The following is a 15,255-nucleotide window of genomic DNA, read 5'->3' as shown; positions in this document are numbered from 1 at the left end:
TATGGCAAGCAGTATTTTAGGAGCATTTGAAGGAGTAAAAACTAAAAAGAAGAACAAAGATGATATTCAGTATATTTATTACAAAGATATAAGATCTGCACCAAAAAACAGAGATACTGGTGATATTGAAGAACTTGCAGAAGATATTGCTGAAGACGGCTTAGATCATAATCTGGTATTAAGAAAAATCGACGATGAGGATCATAAGTATGAAATAGTTGCAGGACACAGACGGTATCTGGCAATTTGTCACAACATTAATAAGGGTGATTCTACATATGAATACATTCCCGCAAAAGTAAAAAGCTATGATGATGTAGATGCCGTGAGACGTCTTCACTTGAACAATATAAACGGGAAGCCTTATACACCAGGCGAAATGCTTACTGCAATAGAAGACCTGAAGGAAGTCTACCGTATAAAAAAAGAACGCGGTGAAAAAATGCCGGGGAGAGTACAGGAATTAATTGCCAGAGATACTGGTCTGGGAAAGACACAGGTCGGTAATTATGAAAAAATTATCAACAATGCAGTTGAAACGGTAAAGGAACTTGTAAAGAATGATGAAATTACTTTAAATGAAGCACTGGAAATTTCGGAAATGGATGATGAAAATCAGATGAAGTTTGTTGAAGATAATGCGGGCGATATATCTTTAACAACTATAAAAGATTATAAAGAAACACTGTCTTTAGAAGAAGATACTTCAGATGAAGGTGAAAATGAAGATTACGAAAAGTACGGTGAAGATGATATTAATTGTGATGATTTTGATGATACAGATGATGATGACGATGATATCGACGAACCGTATAGCAGGCCGGATAAAACTGATGAAAGTGTCACTCATTATTCAGTGTCAGAATTAGTTATTGAAATCCAAACAAACCTATATCTGCTGAAAAATAAGATAAACGGTGTTGAGTGGAAAAAAGAACAGATCATGCTTGAGGAAATGATAAAACTAATAACAGAGCTTAAAGAATCAGCAGGTGTATAAATAGAAAAGATATAGTAGAGGGGGGATTGTAATGAGTTATATAGATCTTTTGGATAAAAATAAAAGTATTCAGGCTGCCAGGCATGAAATGGAGCATTTCAGTGATCTGTATAAACTGCACGAATTCAAGGATATTTATGAAATAGGCAGCGGTACAGGAAATGATTCTGTTATAAGCATTATAAACTGTCTGAATTATGATGCAAAGGAAATTAATAAAATAGACAGGCGTGATCGTCAGCTTGAATATATTCAAAAAGTTCTTAAAGCTATATCGAAGCTGAGTGATAAAGATGAGCTTGAATATATCTATTATAAATATGTGAAGTTTTTAAGAAATATTGAAATCGATGAAATGTTGAACAAGAGTCCGCGATCACGAGCTCGTCTTGCCTCTAAAGCATTGTTTAATATGGCTCTTTTACTGAACGTCGAAGTGTATGAAGGTGAGGATAAAGCATGAGAGAAGAACGTGTGTATATGGGTCACATCACTGAGTTCCAGAATAAAAAATATTATTTTAAAGGAACGGCAGAGAATATCGCAAAATTCATTATACAGAATTATCAGTACAGTACTGTAATTACTGATAACGATGGCGCAATAATCTGCGGGTCAGTTGTTGGGGGTTATCTAGATGCAGATAATAAGGAAGTAATGGCTGATATATTACCTGTTTTACTTAAATATCAGCGCGGAGAAAAATTTACGGAACTTGTATTTGAAGAGAAAGAAGAAGGAAACTATTACTCTGAGGAGCTAAATGTACCAGTGACTGGTACATTTAGCGAACCAAAAGAAGTTTCAGGTGACAAGATAACGGATAGTCTTATAAAAAGGAAATATTTTCTTTATCAACGTGATTTGACCGAAGAACGGGTTCGGATTCTATATGAAGAATTAAAGGGGAGCGGATACAGTGTCTTAAAAGTAAAAAATAATGGTCTGTATTCACTGTACTGCAGAAAGAGAAAAGTTTTTGAGGGGAGGAGAGGAAATGGATAAATTTAATTCAGACTATGAAGAATATTTAGAAAAAAATGGAATAGGTGTTGTGAAAAACAACTATATAATCTGGTATCAATGTTATGGTACATATATAGGGACTAAAACTGTCTATAATCCTGATATGACTGATTATTATGAAATCCCATGTGAAAAGAAGGTTGCAATATCGGAGCCAATAGAAACAGATATTGTATTTTATACAAAAAGTGAAGCAGAAAGATACTGTGAGGAACATACTGATGAGGATGTTGAATACTGGTTTGAGACAGAAAAGGGCGGGGTGAACGAAAAATGAGTGATTACTTGAAATATCTTCAAGAAAAACGTGCGGAAGTGTTAAAAAAAATTAAGCCGATATGTAGTGCTACAGGCTTAAATAATAAATGTACCAGCGACTGGTACGTTTTGGAAAGATCGATATACTAATGGATTTTTAAAGGGTAAGGGGATGATTCTGGATGACAAATGAATGGATAAATGAATGGATAAATGATGCTTTAAATTGGTTTATTCCAAATTTTTATACAAAGTTAGAATCCTTAATTTTACTGAGTATTTTGGTTTTTGCAATCAGAATTTGCTGTTTAAAGGGCAGAAGTGAAACTAATTTAGACAAAAGCATACTAGAAAGTATATACTTACCTATCGCGTTTATTATATGTATGATCTATCTGCCGGTGTTATTGGTTATAACATTTAGCTTACCTTGTTTATTTATACCTCTGGTTGAGCTGATGACAAAATATCCTTTGTTCCATAGTGTTGTCTCATTCGTGTTTTGTCATGTTTTTTTATGGGCGGTGCTTATAACATTCGAATGTATTTTATCTTTAATTTATTCTGAATTTGATTCATTTTCGTTTACAGATTTGGAGTTATTTTGGTTTGTAACGGCTTTTTTTGCTACTTTGTGTGTTGTCTGAAAGCATAATGACAAGGCAAAAATCCAATACATTAAAATAGTTATAGCATCTGCTATAGTAAAATGGTAAGTACTGTAAAAAAGCTTGGCAAGTTCCTTGCCGTTTTCGACAGTTATATACCACTCTGCATAATTAATAATTGCATCTTTAAGGCCGAAAAGTGCTGTAAAACAGATACCGATTATAAAATAAAGAAGCGTATTAACTGTATAGAATGCTAAATCACTGTTTGAATTTTTATAAAACACATAATTATATAATAATGATAATAACATCATAGCAAATAAACTAGAAAATAAACAGGTGAGTATATAGGCAAAAAAATCATTTTCTGAAATAAAACTGTCAGTAAAAATTACTGCAACTACAAATGATGCTAATGAGAATAAAATGAAGAAAACCAATGTGGCAATAACGATAGATAAAACTTTGAAAAAAACCGGAAGTTTTAAAATTAACTTGCTTATTATTTTTAAAGCTGAAGTCAAGAATGATAGAATTGCATCATAGAGTAGTGTATACATAGAGATAATCAAATAGCAAAGAGCTGCAGTCGAATTTTTAAACATGATAAAAATTACTATAGCGCTAAAAAGGTTTATTATTAAAAATTGTAATAGTCTGTCTTTAGAATTCAGATAATTTCTAATTTTATTTATTTGAGTTGCTGATTTGTCTATTGCTTCTACAATTCGATTGGCGTAAATGTTAATTATATAATAAATTTTTTTAAAAAACTGAAACACAAGTATTCCCCCTCCTCAAAATAAGAACAATTAAATTATACTGTAAAAATTAACAGTAATCAAATGTGTTTGAATATGGAGAGAAAAAATGAATATAGAGAAGATTAAAAAAATAATGGAAGAAAAGAATATTACATTATATAGATTAAGTAAAATTACTGATTTAAACGAATCTAATTTAGGAAAAATTATATCAGGCAAAACAAAGGATCCACGGATCAGCTATGTAAAAGCAATAGCAGATGCATTAGAGGTAAGCATAGATGAGATAGTGATTAGGCATAATTAAAAATAAATATCATATGGGAGAAGTAAAGATATGAAAGAAATATTAAAAATTATTTATATAGCAGTATGTCTGGCAGCCTGTTTATATCATCTATACAGATGGGGAGACGATGCAGTTGATGAAATAAGAGGCAGTTACAGAGGTTCTGCGAGTGACTCTGACAGAAGTAAAAATAAAATTGTAAGAATAGTACTTTCTATAAGAGATTTTCGGGAAGCAGTGTCATGTAACTGGCATAGATATTCTGGTTCTACAGTAATGTTTATATGTTTTTGCGAAGCAGTTTTATTTGCTCTTTTTGCTGTGCTCGGCTGTTATCTATTTTTGTTCTGAACAGTTATAACTGAAAAAGCATAAATAAAAATGTACCAGTGACTGGTACATAAAGAAAGCAAGGAGAATATAAAGATGACTGGAATGACGATCTGGCCGTATTGATTGCGATAGTTTTGACAAATGGATTGATTGTTTTTTTTAGTAATTATTAGCAAGATGAAGGGAGTGGGTGATATTAGGTTGGAATCAAAAATTCTTGTATTTACTATGCTGAGTCTGTTAAGCGGTTTTGCAACAGCGTATAAGTGTATATTTTAATTGGATAATTATTAATAATATGATGATTTGAATTTAAACTTGCAAAGGAGACAGTAAAAATGTGCAATACAATAAAGGCAATAAGTTATGAAGAATATGTAAACACTCCCTCGTTAAGAAACAGTTATAACGATACACTGGTAAATTGTCATCTGTACAATTACGGATGTATCTTTGTTGAAACAATACTGGGGGTTACAGATGTTATGGAAATTGAAGAAGTTGAATATTTAGATGACGTGATCAAGAGTGAGATAATAAATAATCAGGGTACATACTGAACGAATTAGCTGCTCTGTTAGATGAGTCTATTGAATTACTTGAGAAATACGAAAAGAAGATCCAGGTTAATGGATACTTAGTATAAAAATGTACCAGTGACTGGTACAAATGTTAAAGTTGGGGTGAAAGGAATGGAAAGAATAGCTGTTGAGCTGTTTAAAGGAAGACATAAATTTGAAGATATAGAAGGATGTATTTTCAATAAAGAGCTTAGAGATGTTAAGAATATGTATTATATGCAAATGTCAATTAAAAAGGCAGTCGATGCATTAATGAAGAGACATGGGATTCGTGAATATAGAGATATCGAACTGGATGTCTATGTAACAGGACTGACAGTGGCGCTTGTAGAAGTGATAAATTTCTGCAGTCTGTATGACATAAAACTGGTACTGTATCATTACGACAAATATACAAAAAACTATTATACTCAGGATGTGTATTTGAAAAGACAGCAGTACGTTTAAACAGATAAAAATTTTGCGAAATGAAAAAAACATTTCAAAATAACGTTAAAAACCTAAAAACCGGATTTTAATAAGAAAAATATATTAAAAAAATTTCAAAAAAGTTCAAAAAAATAAGCTTGTCAAGGGGTGAAAATTCATTGGTATAAATTTATAAAATGAGAAAAAAATTAGGAAAATAACTAATATAATGATAAAATTTATGAAAATAAGAATGAGTTGGCACAAAGTTGGCACAAAAGGTGGCAAAAAAGTGGCACAAAGTTGGCATTTACAATGACTAAAAAAAGTGATAATATGGTATCATACAGAAGTATATAGGAAACAGAGATGTTCCTAAACAGAATATATGAAGTAATGTACCAGTCACTGGTACATTTTTTGTTGTAATTAATCCGCCTGTAAATAAACAGTAGAGAACTCCCCATCTCGGCGGATTGATATATACAGCTAAGAATTATTATTTTCTCAAAATTCATAGTATTGAAATCAAATAATATAGAGGTATTAGAGTTTCTATATTGTCTAAGCAGATTGAAAAAAAATAAATAGATATATATAATAAAATTAGGGATAAGGAGAATGAGGTAAAATGAAGGTTATTGAAAAATACTTGGATACAAAAAATAAAAAAATTGCTGCAGGTGTAACTGCAGCGGTTATTATTGCGGCTGTTGGGGGTGGTACTTACTGGGCACTTAGAGATACAGCGCCGGAGCTTTTATTAAAGAACAGTAAGACGATTACTGTTGAATATGGTGAAAAATATGAACCAAAATTTGAAAATCTGGTCAAAACGAATGGGTTTGATAAAGAAGATGTTCATACTCTGCAGCACAACACAAAAATTACTTCGGATTTAAAAAATGAAAAGGTTGAAATCAAGGATGAAGCAGGCAATGTCACAGGTGTAGAAGAAAAAGAATATCCGGCTGTTGGAAAATATACCATTGAGTTAAAATATTACGGGGATACTTTTAAACAGAAGGTAGAGGTAAAGGATACTAAAGCCCCATCCATGACAGCACCTGAAAACATAGAAATCCTGCAGGGAACGGATTTAAATACTTTTGATTTTAAATCACTGCTGCCAGTTACTGATTTTTCTGAAATAAGTGATTATACATTTGATCTTTCAGGTATAGATGCAAATGTGCCAGGTGAATATACATTAAAAGTGTCTATTCAGGATAAATATGAAAACAAAACTGAAAAAGATGTAAAAGTAACTGTTACTGCACCGCCGGCAGTAGCTTCTGATGAGGTGGTAGTACAGGAAGAAGTTACTAATCCAGATGGGACAAAGAGTATAAAGAATACAGTTAAGAAGAAAACAGATGCCGGAGGGAATAAGGTAGTAAGCAGCGGTTCAGGATCGTCAGGCGGAACAGGTTCTTCTAATTCGTCAGGAACAGCAGGAGGGAACAGCGGAACGACTGGAGGAAACACAGGCGGTAGTAATAAGCCTTCAGGTGGAGGATCAACCGGAGGAAACAGCGGTGGTTCAAGCTCAGGTGGTTCGTCATCAGGCGGAAATACTGGAGGATCAACGGGCGGAAGCACAGGTGGAAATACAGGTGGAAGCAGTGAAAATAAACCGGTTCAACCGCCGAAAGTATGGGTTTACTGGGCTGAATGCAAACACTGTGGTTTTAGGGTAGAGTCAACTGTTTCATCAAGAGATGCAATCAATAAATTAGAAAGCGACTATAGCTGTACAGGCAATTCAATGGGTGAACATAGAAGATATAGCTATGGTGGGTATGAAAAGTAGTTTTAAATATGTATAAATTAAAATGGATATTCAAACCATAAGTAAGGCAATCGAAAGATTGTCTTTTTTATTTGAATGGTTATTCAATGTGTTTGAATGTAAAACCTATATCAGAGAAGTAAAATGATGTTTTAAACTTGCATCATAATAAATAGTCCTAAGCACGACGATAAAAGGCAAATATAGTAAAGGATAAGCGTATTTATGAAGAAAAAATCAATGTTTTCTGTAATGTGCAAAACTGTAATGATGCTCCTGACGATGTTTTCCCTGTCGTTTAGTAATCAGATCAGTGTAAAGGCATGGGACAGCAGCATACCGCATGAATTTACCAGAGTAAAAAATATTCGCTATCCGGAATGGTGGGCAAGAAAAGTACCAGGCTTGAAGGGATGGAGTACATATTCGACAAAATATGACGGACAGTGGGCATACTGTCTTGAATCAAGTAAAAATACTCCGCCAAACGGGCAGTATGTTGCCGAGGTTATTGAAAATAATGAAGCTGTAAGAAAACTTATGTACTATGGTTTTGGAGGGCCTGGTGCTACAGGAGAATTTGCTCCAGGATATGATTTAAAAGCAGCAATATGTCCTAATGACAGTTATCTTACTAATGATGATGTTAAATATTTGCTGACACATATATTTTTGAGCGGTGCCTACAGCGGGGACTGGAATGGATTCAGTGAGTCAGGATTCAATGCTGCCTTTGGAGGAACATATGGCACTAACATAATGAATATCTGCAGAAGGATAGTCGCTTTGCCGGAACCTGGATATGCAAAATTTAATCCTAGTTCAGCTTCGGATGGTAGTGAAGCAAGCTTTTCTGCTAGTTTAGATATAGCAAATAATATTCAAATTACAAATACTGTTAAATTTGATGCAGGAAATGGTGCAACGGTCAATATACCTCTTAACAGTGATGTTACTATACATATTGCAGGAACAACAGCAACGCAGACTGGCGGTACGGCAGTTGTATATGGAGGACAGAGTTTTTATTTTACTGCCCCTTTGAACGGATCATCGGATATGCCTTTGACTAACGTAACCGGGAGTCAGTGTGGCAGATTTACAGCTTTAGCAATAAAAACTGGTTCGGGTTCTAATCAGACTGAAGGAACGTGGGTATGGGATCCAGATGTTATGAAATTATATACTCAGGTAAAGTGGATTCATGGAACTGAGATACAAATAAGCAAAAGTGATAATTTTGGAGAAAATGTGGCTAATGCAGGATTTGAGTTGAAGCAGTGGAATAAAAATTCAAATACATTTGAACAGTTTTCTTCTCTGAGCTATGATGCACAGAATCGGGTATATAAAAGCGGTATGCTTCAGCATACTGATACAAATGAAGGAAGATTCAGGATAGAAGAAACTGTACCCGATGGTTACAGTGAATCGAGCCGTTATATCAAGGAATTTAGTCTCTATGATGCTGAGGAAAGGAAGGTATTCAATGCTCAGATGGAAGGTCAGGAAGTAACTGTTAAATTTTCGTCAATGCTGATGGACAGGCATAATATTTTATTTGAAGTGTCTGGAGTTCCTGAAGCGGTAACGCTTGTAAAGTTCCCGACATGGTCTGCGGCAGGCGATCAAGATGATATTCAATGGGTCGAACTTTCTAAGGACAGTGATGGAGTATGGAGGGCATGGAAACAGATGCCGGAAGACGGCGAGTACTATATTCATGCTTACTACAATACTGCAAGTCAGGAAAACAAGGTAAGTTTTACAACGTCCTACACCCCGGAAGCGCCTGTAATGAATGCAGTTAACAACCGTATTATGGGTAAAGTCTCGATTGTCAAAAGTGATGAAGAGACAGGAAAAAAACTGGGAGGTGCAGTTTATAATATTACTGCAAAAAATGATATTCTCTCCCCTCAGGGAACTGTTATAAATAAAGCAGGAGATCTGGCAGGAACACTTACAACAGATGAAAACGGGTATGGAGAGTTAAATGGTCTTCATCTGGGACAGTATATTCTTAGTGAGGTGAAGCCGCCTGATGGATATCATACCGGCAAAGATATTGAGTTCAATCTGACTGCAGAAAACAATTCTGCTGATATAGTGAGCAGCGAACTGAATGTTACAGACCGTCCAAACCGCTTCAAAATAAAAAAAGTCGATAAAGACACAGGCGAAGCGCTTAAAGATGCGAAGTTTGAAATTTATGATGTTACTGCCGATAAAACGGTAGGAAGCCTGGTAAGTAATAAAAACGGAGAAGCAGAATTGAGCAGACTGAAGCCGTCGCTGTATTATATTTGTGAAGTAAAGGCTCCTGAAGGTTATAAGCTGAATGAAACTAAATATTATTTTGAAATCGACAGTCTTGGAAATGCATCGGTTTCAGATATGAACGGTACCGAAAACAGCGGTGCTTTTTTTATTGATGAAAATGATGATTTGACAGTTACTGTTAAAAACGAGATCAACCTGTGGAACTTAAGACTTGTTAAAAAGAATGATGCCGGCAAAACACTGGAAGATGCAGAATTCACTTTATACAGTGATAAAGACTGTACCGATCCGATTGGAAAGGGGACAACAGATAAGGAGGGAAGAGTAAATTTTGACCGAATAGTAGCAGGAGAGTATTACCTTCTTGAGACAAAGGCGCCTGCGGGATATAGAAAAATTGAAGCTCCTTTAAAGGTTTCGTTAAGAAGCGAGGATGGGAAATTCAGTTTTTATATAAACGATGAAGCTGTGAAAACAGATGATGAAAATAACAGTCTTACAGTAGAAAACGGATTGTATACCGGAAGTATGACAGTGATAAACAGGCGCGGGTCACTTCTGCCGGGAACAGGAAGTTCTATGATGCTGATCGTGACTGGAGCAGGGGTCTGTATATGCTTATATATTATTAAGAAAAAAAGGGAGAAGAAAAATTATGAAGATTAATTTAAGAAAAATAGGAACGGCAGCACTTGCATGCATTCTTTCATTGAGCAGTGCAGCAGCAGTATCCGTATATAACGGCAGCGGTGATATTTTTTCAAAAGTCAGTGCTGCACAGCAGGGACATATAACTATAAATGCTCATACTGGAGATAACGGCAAGGTGCAGTCACTTGCAGGAAAGAAGTTTAATGTGTATAAGGTCTTTGATGCTCTAAACAGTGACGGGATGGAAAGTATCAATTATACAATTAATCCTTTGTATGTTCAGGCACTTAAGAATGCAACAAAGAAAGACAGTGAGTATGCAATTATCGATTATATCCAGTCTATGAATAATAATCTGGTAACAAATGATGTAAATCATAATCAGAAAAATGAAACAGTATATTCTGATTTCAGGTATTTTGTAGAAAGTCTGAGAAATGAAATAGTAAGACTTGGAAATAAACCTACGCAGATTGTAACGGTTCCAGAAGGCACTGAAGAAAGCTATACCCTGGATGTCGATTATGGATGGTATCTCATTGACGAAGTCACAAATGTTGAGGGTACACACAGTGCAGCATCGCTTTGTATGGTAAACACTGCCAATCCAGATATGACAGTCGATATAAAGTCGGATTTCCCGGTTATTCAGAAACAGATCCAGGAAGATGACAATAGAAAAAATATCGGGATAAACAGTGATGGATGGAATGATGTGGCTGACTTTGAAATAGGGCAGACAGTTCCCTACCGGTATAATTCATATGTACCTGATATGAACGGTTATGATACGTATTATTATGCAGTCCACGATAAAATGAACAGTGCACTTACTTTTGTTCCAGACAGTGTAAAAGTTAAGATAGGAAGCATGACGCTTCAAAAAGATACAGACTATCGTGTGGTTACTGAAGGTATTGATGACGGTGAAACATTTCAGATTCAGATCATGGATCTAAAAGCAGTGATAAACAGGTATTACTACAGTGATGAAGCAGGGAACAAACCGGAAACTGAAAAAGTATATGGTCAAAAGATTCTGATTGAATATGATGCTGTTTTAAACGAAGATGCTCAGCTTGATACAGGGCGGCCGGGATTCGAGAATGATGTAAAACTTGAGTACAGTAACAACCCGGACGCTGATGGTGCGGGACAGACAGGCGAGACACCATGGGATACAGTTGTATGTTTTACATTTAGAATGGATGGTATTAAAGCAAATGATCAGGTGCCAGAAAGAAAACTGGAGGGAGCTAAATTTAAACTATACAGTGATAAAGACTGTACTCAGGAGGTATATGTAAAAAAGGCTTCCAAGAGCGATGGATACACCGTTATCAGCAGGGACAGTGTAGCAGGAAGTGCATCGCCTTCAGAAGCGGTGGAAATAGTCTCAGACGAAAACGGTGCGTTTAATATAATTGGCCTTGATTCACAGGTGTATTTTCTTAAAGAAACTAAGGCCCCGGATGGATACAGACTATTAAAGGATCCAATCGAAATAGATGTAAAGGCTGTTTATGGAGCAGACAACAGAACAGAATACATAAAAGGAGACGGGGCAACTGATAAAACATTAAGAAGTTTAGAGGCAACAGCTAAATTTAAAGAGTTTTATACAGGGGTACACAGTGAGTATGAGAAATCTCTATCAACAAATGTAGATACGGGTACATTTAATATAAAAGTAGTAAACAAAGTCGGGTCTAAACTGCCTGCTACCGGTTCTGCTGCAACTATAGTATTAGTCTGTGCAGGTACAGCAGTTATGGCAGCTGTTCTGATTAAAAAGAAGAAAAATGAAAAAGAATAGTCTTTTCAAATTTCTAAAAAAGGATATTGTGATTTTTATGACAGGACTTGCACTTGTAAGCTATCCTGTCATTTCCAATTGTATTGAATCCAAGTCACAGACTGGGCAGATAGCTACTTATAAAGAAAAAACGACTGATACAGCTGCTGAAGATAAGCGCTGCATGATTGAAGAGGCTGAAAAATGGAACATGGAGCTGTATATGAATCAAAAAGGAATACCTGCCTCCAGAGAATTTAAATATGAGGATATTCTTGATATTGGAAACGGAATGATCGGCAGTATAGAGATACCGTGTATAAATGTCAACATGCCGATATATCATGGAACGAGTGACAGTGTGCTTAGTACCGGAGCCGGCCATATACAGGACAGTTCTTTTCCAACGGGTGGTAAAAATACCCATGCAGCTCTTACAGGACATAGAGGACTGCCGTCAAGCCGGTTGTTTACGCGTCTGGATGAGCTTAAGACGGGTGATCTGTTTTATATAAATGTACTTGATGAAACAATGGCATATAAGATAAGCAGGATTGAAACTGTTCTGCCTGAAAAAGTCAATTACTCTATTCAGGATGATAAAGACCTTGTTTCTTTGATAACCTGTACACCATATGGATTGAATACACATCGTCTGGTTGTTACTGGTTACCGCATTTCTTATAAAGAATCGGTAAAAAAGGAAATAAAAAAGAATATTATCTCATTTCGAGAATTTGTTTTTTATAGTCTGCCAGTTGTCTTTTCAGCAGCTGGTATATTTGTTTTTAGAAAAAAAGAGATGAAGGGGGATAGAGGATGCGAAAAATAATCATTGTAGTATTTATCCTGGTATTCTCTGTAGGATTTGTTTCAAAGAATACTGTAAATACTGAAGAAACAAAAAAAACTAAAGGCTCGATATCGGTATATCTTGAAGAAAGCAGAAATAAAACCAGTAACAGTGATGTTGCTTTAAAACTGATAAAAGCCGGAGAAACTGCTGATGGTAAATATGTGCTGACAGGTGAGCTTAAGACATGCGGTATTGATCTGAATGAGCTTGAAACAGCTGATAAGATGCAAAAAGCTGCAGAGAGTATTTTCAGGGAGGCATCGGCTAAAAAAATAAGCGGTATTATAAAACATACAGACAGTTCAGGATATGTAAAATTTGAAAATTTGGAGAACGGGATATATCTGCTTGCTGCTGAAGATATAAATAAATATGATAATATCTCTCCTGCTCTTATTGCAGTTCCTGTATTTGATGAGGAAAGCAGTGAAACTAATGGAATGAAATATGATATTGCCGTTTATCCAAAACACTGGCCTGTAACCGCTGCTAAGACGGGTGATAACAGTAATTGTGAATTATATATGTCTGGACTGGCAGTGATAGTTTTTATTCCGCTGATTAAAAAAGCTAAAACAGGAGGTTAAGATGAAAATAGAAAAATGGGTATTCAAGCCATAGACAGTCGAAAGACTGTCTATTTGTTTTTAGGGTATCTCACTGCGGCTGAGAGTAAGACCTGAATTAAAGAAGTATTATGATGCTGGCTAAAACAATTAAATACAGTATAGGAAATAATCTCTTTGGCCGTAACTTGCATCATCTGTATTAATGAAATCATAAAAAGATAAGGAGGAAAAACAGATGAAAAAAGCTGTTTCAAAAATTTCTAAAATTCTGTTTGTTTTAACGATGATCTTTTCAATGACGTTTGCACAGATCAGTAATATAGAAGCATGGGACAATACTGTTCCGCATGAATTTACAAAAGTTAAAAAAATAAAATATCCGGAATGGTGGGGAAATAAAGTACCAGGCCTAAGCAGCTGGAGTACATATTCAACCAAGTATAACGGTAAGTGGGCATACTGCCTTGAATCAAGCAAGAAAACACCTGGAAACGGCAATTATGCAGCTGATGTAATTGAAAATAATGAAGCTGTAAGAAAACTGATGTATTACGGTTTTGGAGGACCGGGTGATGTTTTAAAAACCTGGGGACAGGGTGATCCGAATGCTCAGGGAAAGGTTGGATATGACTATCTTAAATTAAGCATCTGTCCTAATGACAGTTATCTGACAAGTGAAGATGTTGCATATCTGCTTACACATATCTTCTTAAGCGGTGCTTACAGCGGAGACTGGAATGGATTCAGTGAGGCAGGATTTAACGCTGCCTTTGGAGGAAACTATGGTACTAATATCATGAACATTTACAGAAACATTATAAATCTTCCTGATATTGTAGAGCCAAAATTTAACCCAAGTGAAGCAACCGAAGGAACAGAAGCAAATTTTTCAGCAGCATATGATAAAGTTGCAAAGCATCAGGTTACAAATACTGTTACATTTGAGGGAAATTCGAGCTCTACGATCAACATTCCTCTTGCAGACAATGTAACAATTTATATCAATGGAAATGCAGTTCAGACTGGTGGTACTGCAACAGTGCACGGCGGTGAAAGTTTTTATTTTACAGCACCGGCGAAAAACAGTCCTGGCGATATGCCGTTAACCAACGTTACAGGCAGCGGGTGTGAACGTTTTACAGCACTTGCGATAAAAACAGGAACAGATTCAGCACAACAGCAGGGGAGTTGGACATGGGATCCTGATAATACGAAATTATATACACAAATAGACTGGATGGATTTTGGTGAACTTGAACTTGTGAAAACTAATGATGTTGGGGATCTGATTGACGGAGCAGTGTTTAATTTGAAATCTTCATCATATGACGGCTATGAAGAAAATATTACTGTAACAAATGGAAAAATCAAGGTGGAAGATCTGCCTGTAGGTGAATATATTTTGACCGAAACAAAAGTCCCAGGGGGGCATGCAATTACACAAAAGATTTTTAAAGTAACTATTAATAAAGATGAAGTTACTCAAAGAGTTGTAGTAAATAAAATAAGACCAACTGGAAATTTAAAGATCAATAAAGCTCTTGAAAATTCTGAAAATGAAAATGCAGTAAATAAGGCAGATTATGATTTTTCAAAAGTACAGTTCAAGATTACCGCAGATCATGATATCTATGATAGTGTTTCTTTAGAAAAATTATATTCTAAAGGAGATGCAGTCACTACTGGTTCGGGTAAAGGAAGCAATGATGATACAGTAAAACTGCTAACTGGTACTGAACTGGGAAATGGTATCTACACACCTGATAATGACGGTAAATTAGAGTTAAGCGGTCTTCCTATGGGAACATATGCAGTTGAGGAAGTGAACAGTCCTGAAGGTTTTGTTCTTGATGGTGGTGCTAAAAAAGTACAATTCCAACAGACTGATTTTGTAACTCTGACATACTTTAATGAATTAAATATAAATAATGAATTAACAAAAACAGTTTTCAGTAAGACAGATGCTGATGGCAATAATCTTTATGGTGTTCCAATGGAAATCGTAGATGCCAAAACTGGTGAACAAGTTTATAACTGGA

The 15,255-nt window shown here is 35.5% G+C and carries 16 protein-coding genes; 15 read left to right on the top strand and 1 reads right to left on the bottom strand.

Features of this window, described 5'->3' with window-relative positions; all coding sequences use genetic code 11:
- The first annotated feature begins 1 nt into the window (after position 1).
- Genes KSU54_RS00075 through KSU54_RS19090 form a run of 5 tightly spaced genes read left to right on the top strand, consistent with a single transcriptional unit; the run spans position 2 to position 2,434 of the window.
- Entirely contained in the window at positions 2-1,000 is a 999-nt protein-coding gene (locus tag KSU54_RS00075) for a ParB/RepB/Spo0J family partition protein (RefSeq protein ID WP_117791851.1), read from the top strand.
- A gap of 31 nt (positions 1,001-1,031) precedes the next feature.
- The gene (locus KSU54_RS00070; RefSeq protein ID WP_009301161.1) at positions 1,032-1,463 is read left to right on the top strand and encodes a hypothetical protein; all 432 of its coding nucleotides are present in this window, start codon (positions 1,032-1,034) and stop codon (positions 1,461-1,463) included.
- Positions 1,460-2,005, top strand: coding sequence for a hypothetical protein (locus tag KSU54_RS00065; RefSeq protein WP_054322148.1), 546 nt, complete (start codon positions 1,460-1,462; stop codon positions 2,003-2,005). Before KSU54_RS00070 ends, KSU54_RS00065 begins: the two co-directional genes overlap by 4 nt.
- On the top strand, positions 1,998-2,303 hold the full coding sequence (locus KSU54_RS00060) for a hypothetical protein (protein ID WP_117791850.1): 306 nt from the start codon (positions 1,998-2,000) through the stop codon (positions 2,301-2,303). Before KSU54_RS00065 ends, KSU54_RS00060 begins: the two co-directional genes overlap by 8 nt.
- The gene (locus KSU54_RS19090) at positions 2,300-2,434 is read left to right on the top strand and encodes a hypothetical protein (protein WP_264291920.1); all 135 of its coding nucleotides are present in this window, start codon (positions 2,300-2,302) and stop codon (positions 2,432-2,434) included. Before KSU54_RS00060 ends, KSU54_RS19090 begins: the two co-directional genes overlap by 4 nt.
- Before the next feature lie 409 nt (positions 2,435-2,843).
- Here the strand turns inward: KSU54_RS19090 and KSU54_RS00055 are convergent, their stop codons facing one another.
- Positions 2,844-3,677, bottom strand: coding sequence for a hypothetical protein (locus KSU54_RS00055; protein ID WP_117791849.1), 834 nt, complete (start codon positions 3,675-3,677; stop codon positions 2,844-2,846).
- A gap of 88 nt (positions 3,678-3,765) precedes the next feature.
- On the opposite strand from KSU54_RS00055, the gene KSU54_RS00050 reads away from it, so the two are divergent.
- The 10 genes from KSU54_RS00050 to KSU54_RS00005 form a co-directional block, all read left to right on the top strand.
- Positions 3,766-3,966, top strand: a complete 201-nt coding sequence (locus tag KSU54_RS00050; protein WP_054322150.1) for a helix-turn-helix domain-containing protein — start codon at positions 3,766-3,768, stop codon at positions 3,964-3,966.
- Between the two features lie 30 nt (positions 3,967-3,996).
- Positions 3,997-4,299, top strand: a complete 303-nt coding sequence (locus tag KSU54_RS00045; RefSeq protein ID WP_054322151.1) for a hypothetical protein — start codon at positions 3,997-3,999, stop codon at positions 4,297-4,299.
- A gap of 320 nt (positions 4,300-4,619) precedes the next feature.
- Complete coding sequence (locus KSU54_RS00040) at positions 4,620-4,841, top strand: hypothetical protein (RefSeq protein WP_117791848.1); 222 nt, start codon at positions 4,620-4,622, stop codon at positions 4,839-4,841.
- 132 nt (positions 4,842-4,973) lie between these two features.
- Positions 4,974-5,309: a hypothetical protein gene (locus KSU54_RS00035; protein ID WP_009301149.1), complete on the top strand. Its 336-nt coding sequence runs from the start codon at positions 4,974-4,976 to the stop codon at positions 5,307-5,309.
- 592 nt (positions 5,310-5,901) lie between these two features.
- Complete coding sequence (locus tag KSU54_RS00030; protein ID WP_117791847.1) at positions 5,902-7,083, top strand: hypothetical protein; 1,182 nt, start codon at positions 5,902-5,904, stop codon at positions 7,081-7,083.
- A 204-nt stretch (positions 7,084-7,287) separates the two neighbouring features.
- The gene (locus KSU54_RS00025; RefSeq protein WP_117791846.1) at positions 7,288-10,011 is read left to right on the top strand and encodes a SpaA isopeptide-forming pilin-related protein; all 2,724 of its coding nucleotides are present in this window, start codon (positions 7,288-7,290) and stop codon (positions 10,009-10,011) included.
- On the top strand, positions 10,001-11,812 hold the full coding sequence (locus KSU54_RS00020; protein ID WP_054322154.1) for an isopeptide-forming domain-containing fimbrial protein: 1,812 nt from the start codon (positions 10,001-10,003) through the stop codon (positions 11,810-11,812). The genes KSU54_RS00025 and KSU54_RS00020 overlap by 11 nt, the downstream gene beginning before the upstream one ends.
- Positions 11,799-12,623 carry a class C sortase gene (locus KSU54_RS00015; protein ID WP_117791845.1) on the top strand — a complete coding sequence of 275 codons (825 nt, stop codon included), beginning with the start codon at positions 11,799-11,801 and terminating at the stop codon, positions 12,621-12,623. Before KSU54_RS00020 ends, KSU54_RS00015 begins: the two co-directional genes overlap by 14 nt.
- Positions 12,611-13,234 (top strand): hypothetical protein, encoded by a 624-nt coding sequence (locus tag KSU54_RS00010; protein ID WP_117791844.1) that lies wholly within the window; start codon positions 12,611-12,613, stop codon positions 13,232-13,234. The genes KSU54_RS00015 and KSU54_RS00010 overlap by 13 nt, the downstream gene beginning before the upstream one ends.
- A gap of 217 nt (positions 13,235-13,451) precedes the next feature.
- On the top strand, positions 13,452-15,255 hold a 1,804-nt coding region (locus KSU54_RS00005; protein ID WP_217749060.1), incomplete at its 3' end, for a prealbumin-like fold domain-containing protein.

Source organism: Erysipelatoclostridium sp. MSK.23.31, from assembly GCF_019125875.1.
GTDB lineage: Bacteria > Bacillota_I > Bacilli_A > Erysipelotrichales > Coprobacillaceae > Thomasclavelia > Thomasclavelia ramosa.
Note: the sequence above shows the minus strand (reverse complement) of the source record. Positions and strands in the feature narration are given on the sequence as shown.

Coding starts and splice junctions, on each gene's coding strand:
- KSU54_RS00025 (WP_117791846.1), top strand. CDS start 7,288: ATGAAGAAAAAATCAATGTTTTCTGTAATGTGCAAAACTGTAATGATG.
- KSU54_RS00075 (WP_117791851.1), top strand. CDS start 2: ATGGCAAGCAGTATTTTAGGAGCATTTGAAGGAGTAAAAACTAAAAAG.
- KSU54_RS00045 (WP_054322151.1), top strand. CDS start 3,997: ATGAAAGAAATATTAAAAATTATTTATATAGCAGTATGTCTGGCAGCC.
- KSU54_RS00050 (WP_054322150.1), top strand. CDS start 3,766: ATGAATATAGAGAAGATTAAAAAAATAATGGAAGAAAAGAATATTACA.
- KSU54_RS00070 (WP_009301161.1), top strand. CDS start 1,032: ATGAGTTATATAGATCTTTTGGATAAAAATAAAAGTATTCAGGCTGCC.
- KSU54_RS00030 (WP_117791847.1), top strand. CDS start 5,902: ATGAAGGTTATTGAAAAATACTTGGATACAAAAAATAAAAAAATTGCT.
- KSU54_RS00035 (WP_009301149.1), top strand. CDS start 4,974: ATGGAAAGAATAGCTGTTGAGCTGTTTAAAGGAAGACATAAATTTGAA.
- KSU54_RS00060 (WP_117791850.1), top strand. CDS start 1,998: ATGGATAAATTTAATTCAGACTATGAAGAATATTTAGAAAAAAATGGA.
- KSU54_RS00040 (WP_117791848.1), top strand. CDS start 4,620: ATGTGCAATACAATAAAGGCAATAAGTTATGAAGAATATGTAAACACT.
- KSU54_RS19090 (WP_264291920.1), top strand. CDS start 2,300: ATGAGTGATTACTTGAAATATCTTCAAGAAAAACGTGCGGAAGTGTTA.
- KSU54_RS00065 (WP_054322148.1), top strand. CDS start 1,460: ATGAGAGAAGAACGTGTGTATATGGGTCACATCACTGAGTTCCAGAAT.
- KSU54_RS00020 (WP_054322154.1), top strand. CDS start 10,001: ATGAAGATTAATTTAAGAAAAATAGGAACGGCAGCACTTGCATGCATT.
- KSU54_RS00010 (WP_117791844.1), top strand. CDS start 12,611: ATGCGAAAAATAATCATTGTAGTATTTATCCTGGTATTCTCTGTAGGA.
- KSU54_RS00015 (WP_117791845.1), top strand. CDS start 11,799: ATGAAAAAGAATAGTCTTTTCAAATTTCTAAAAAAGGATATTGTGATT.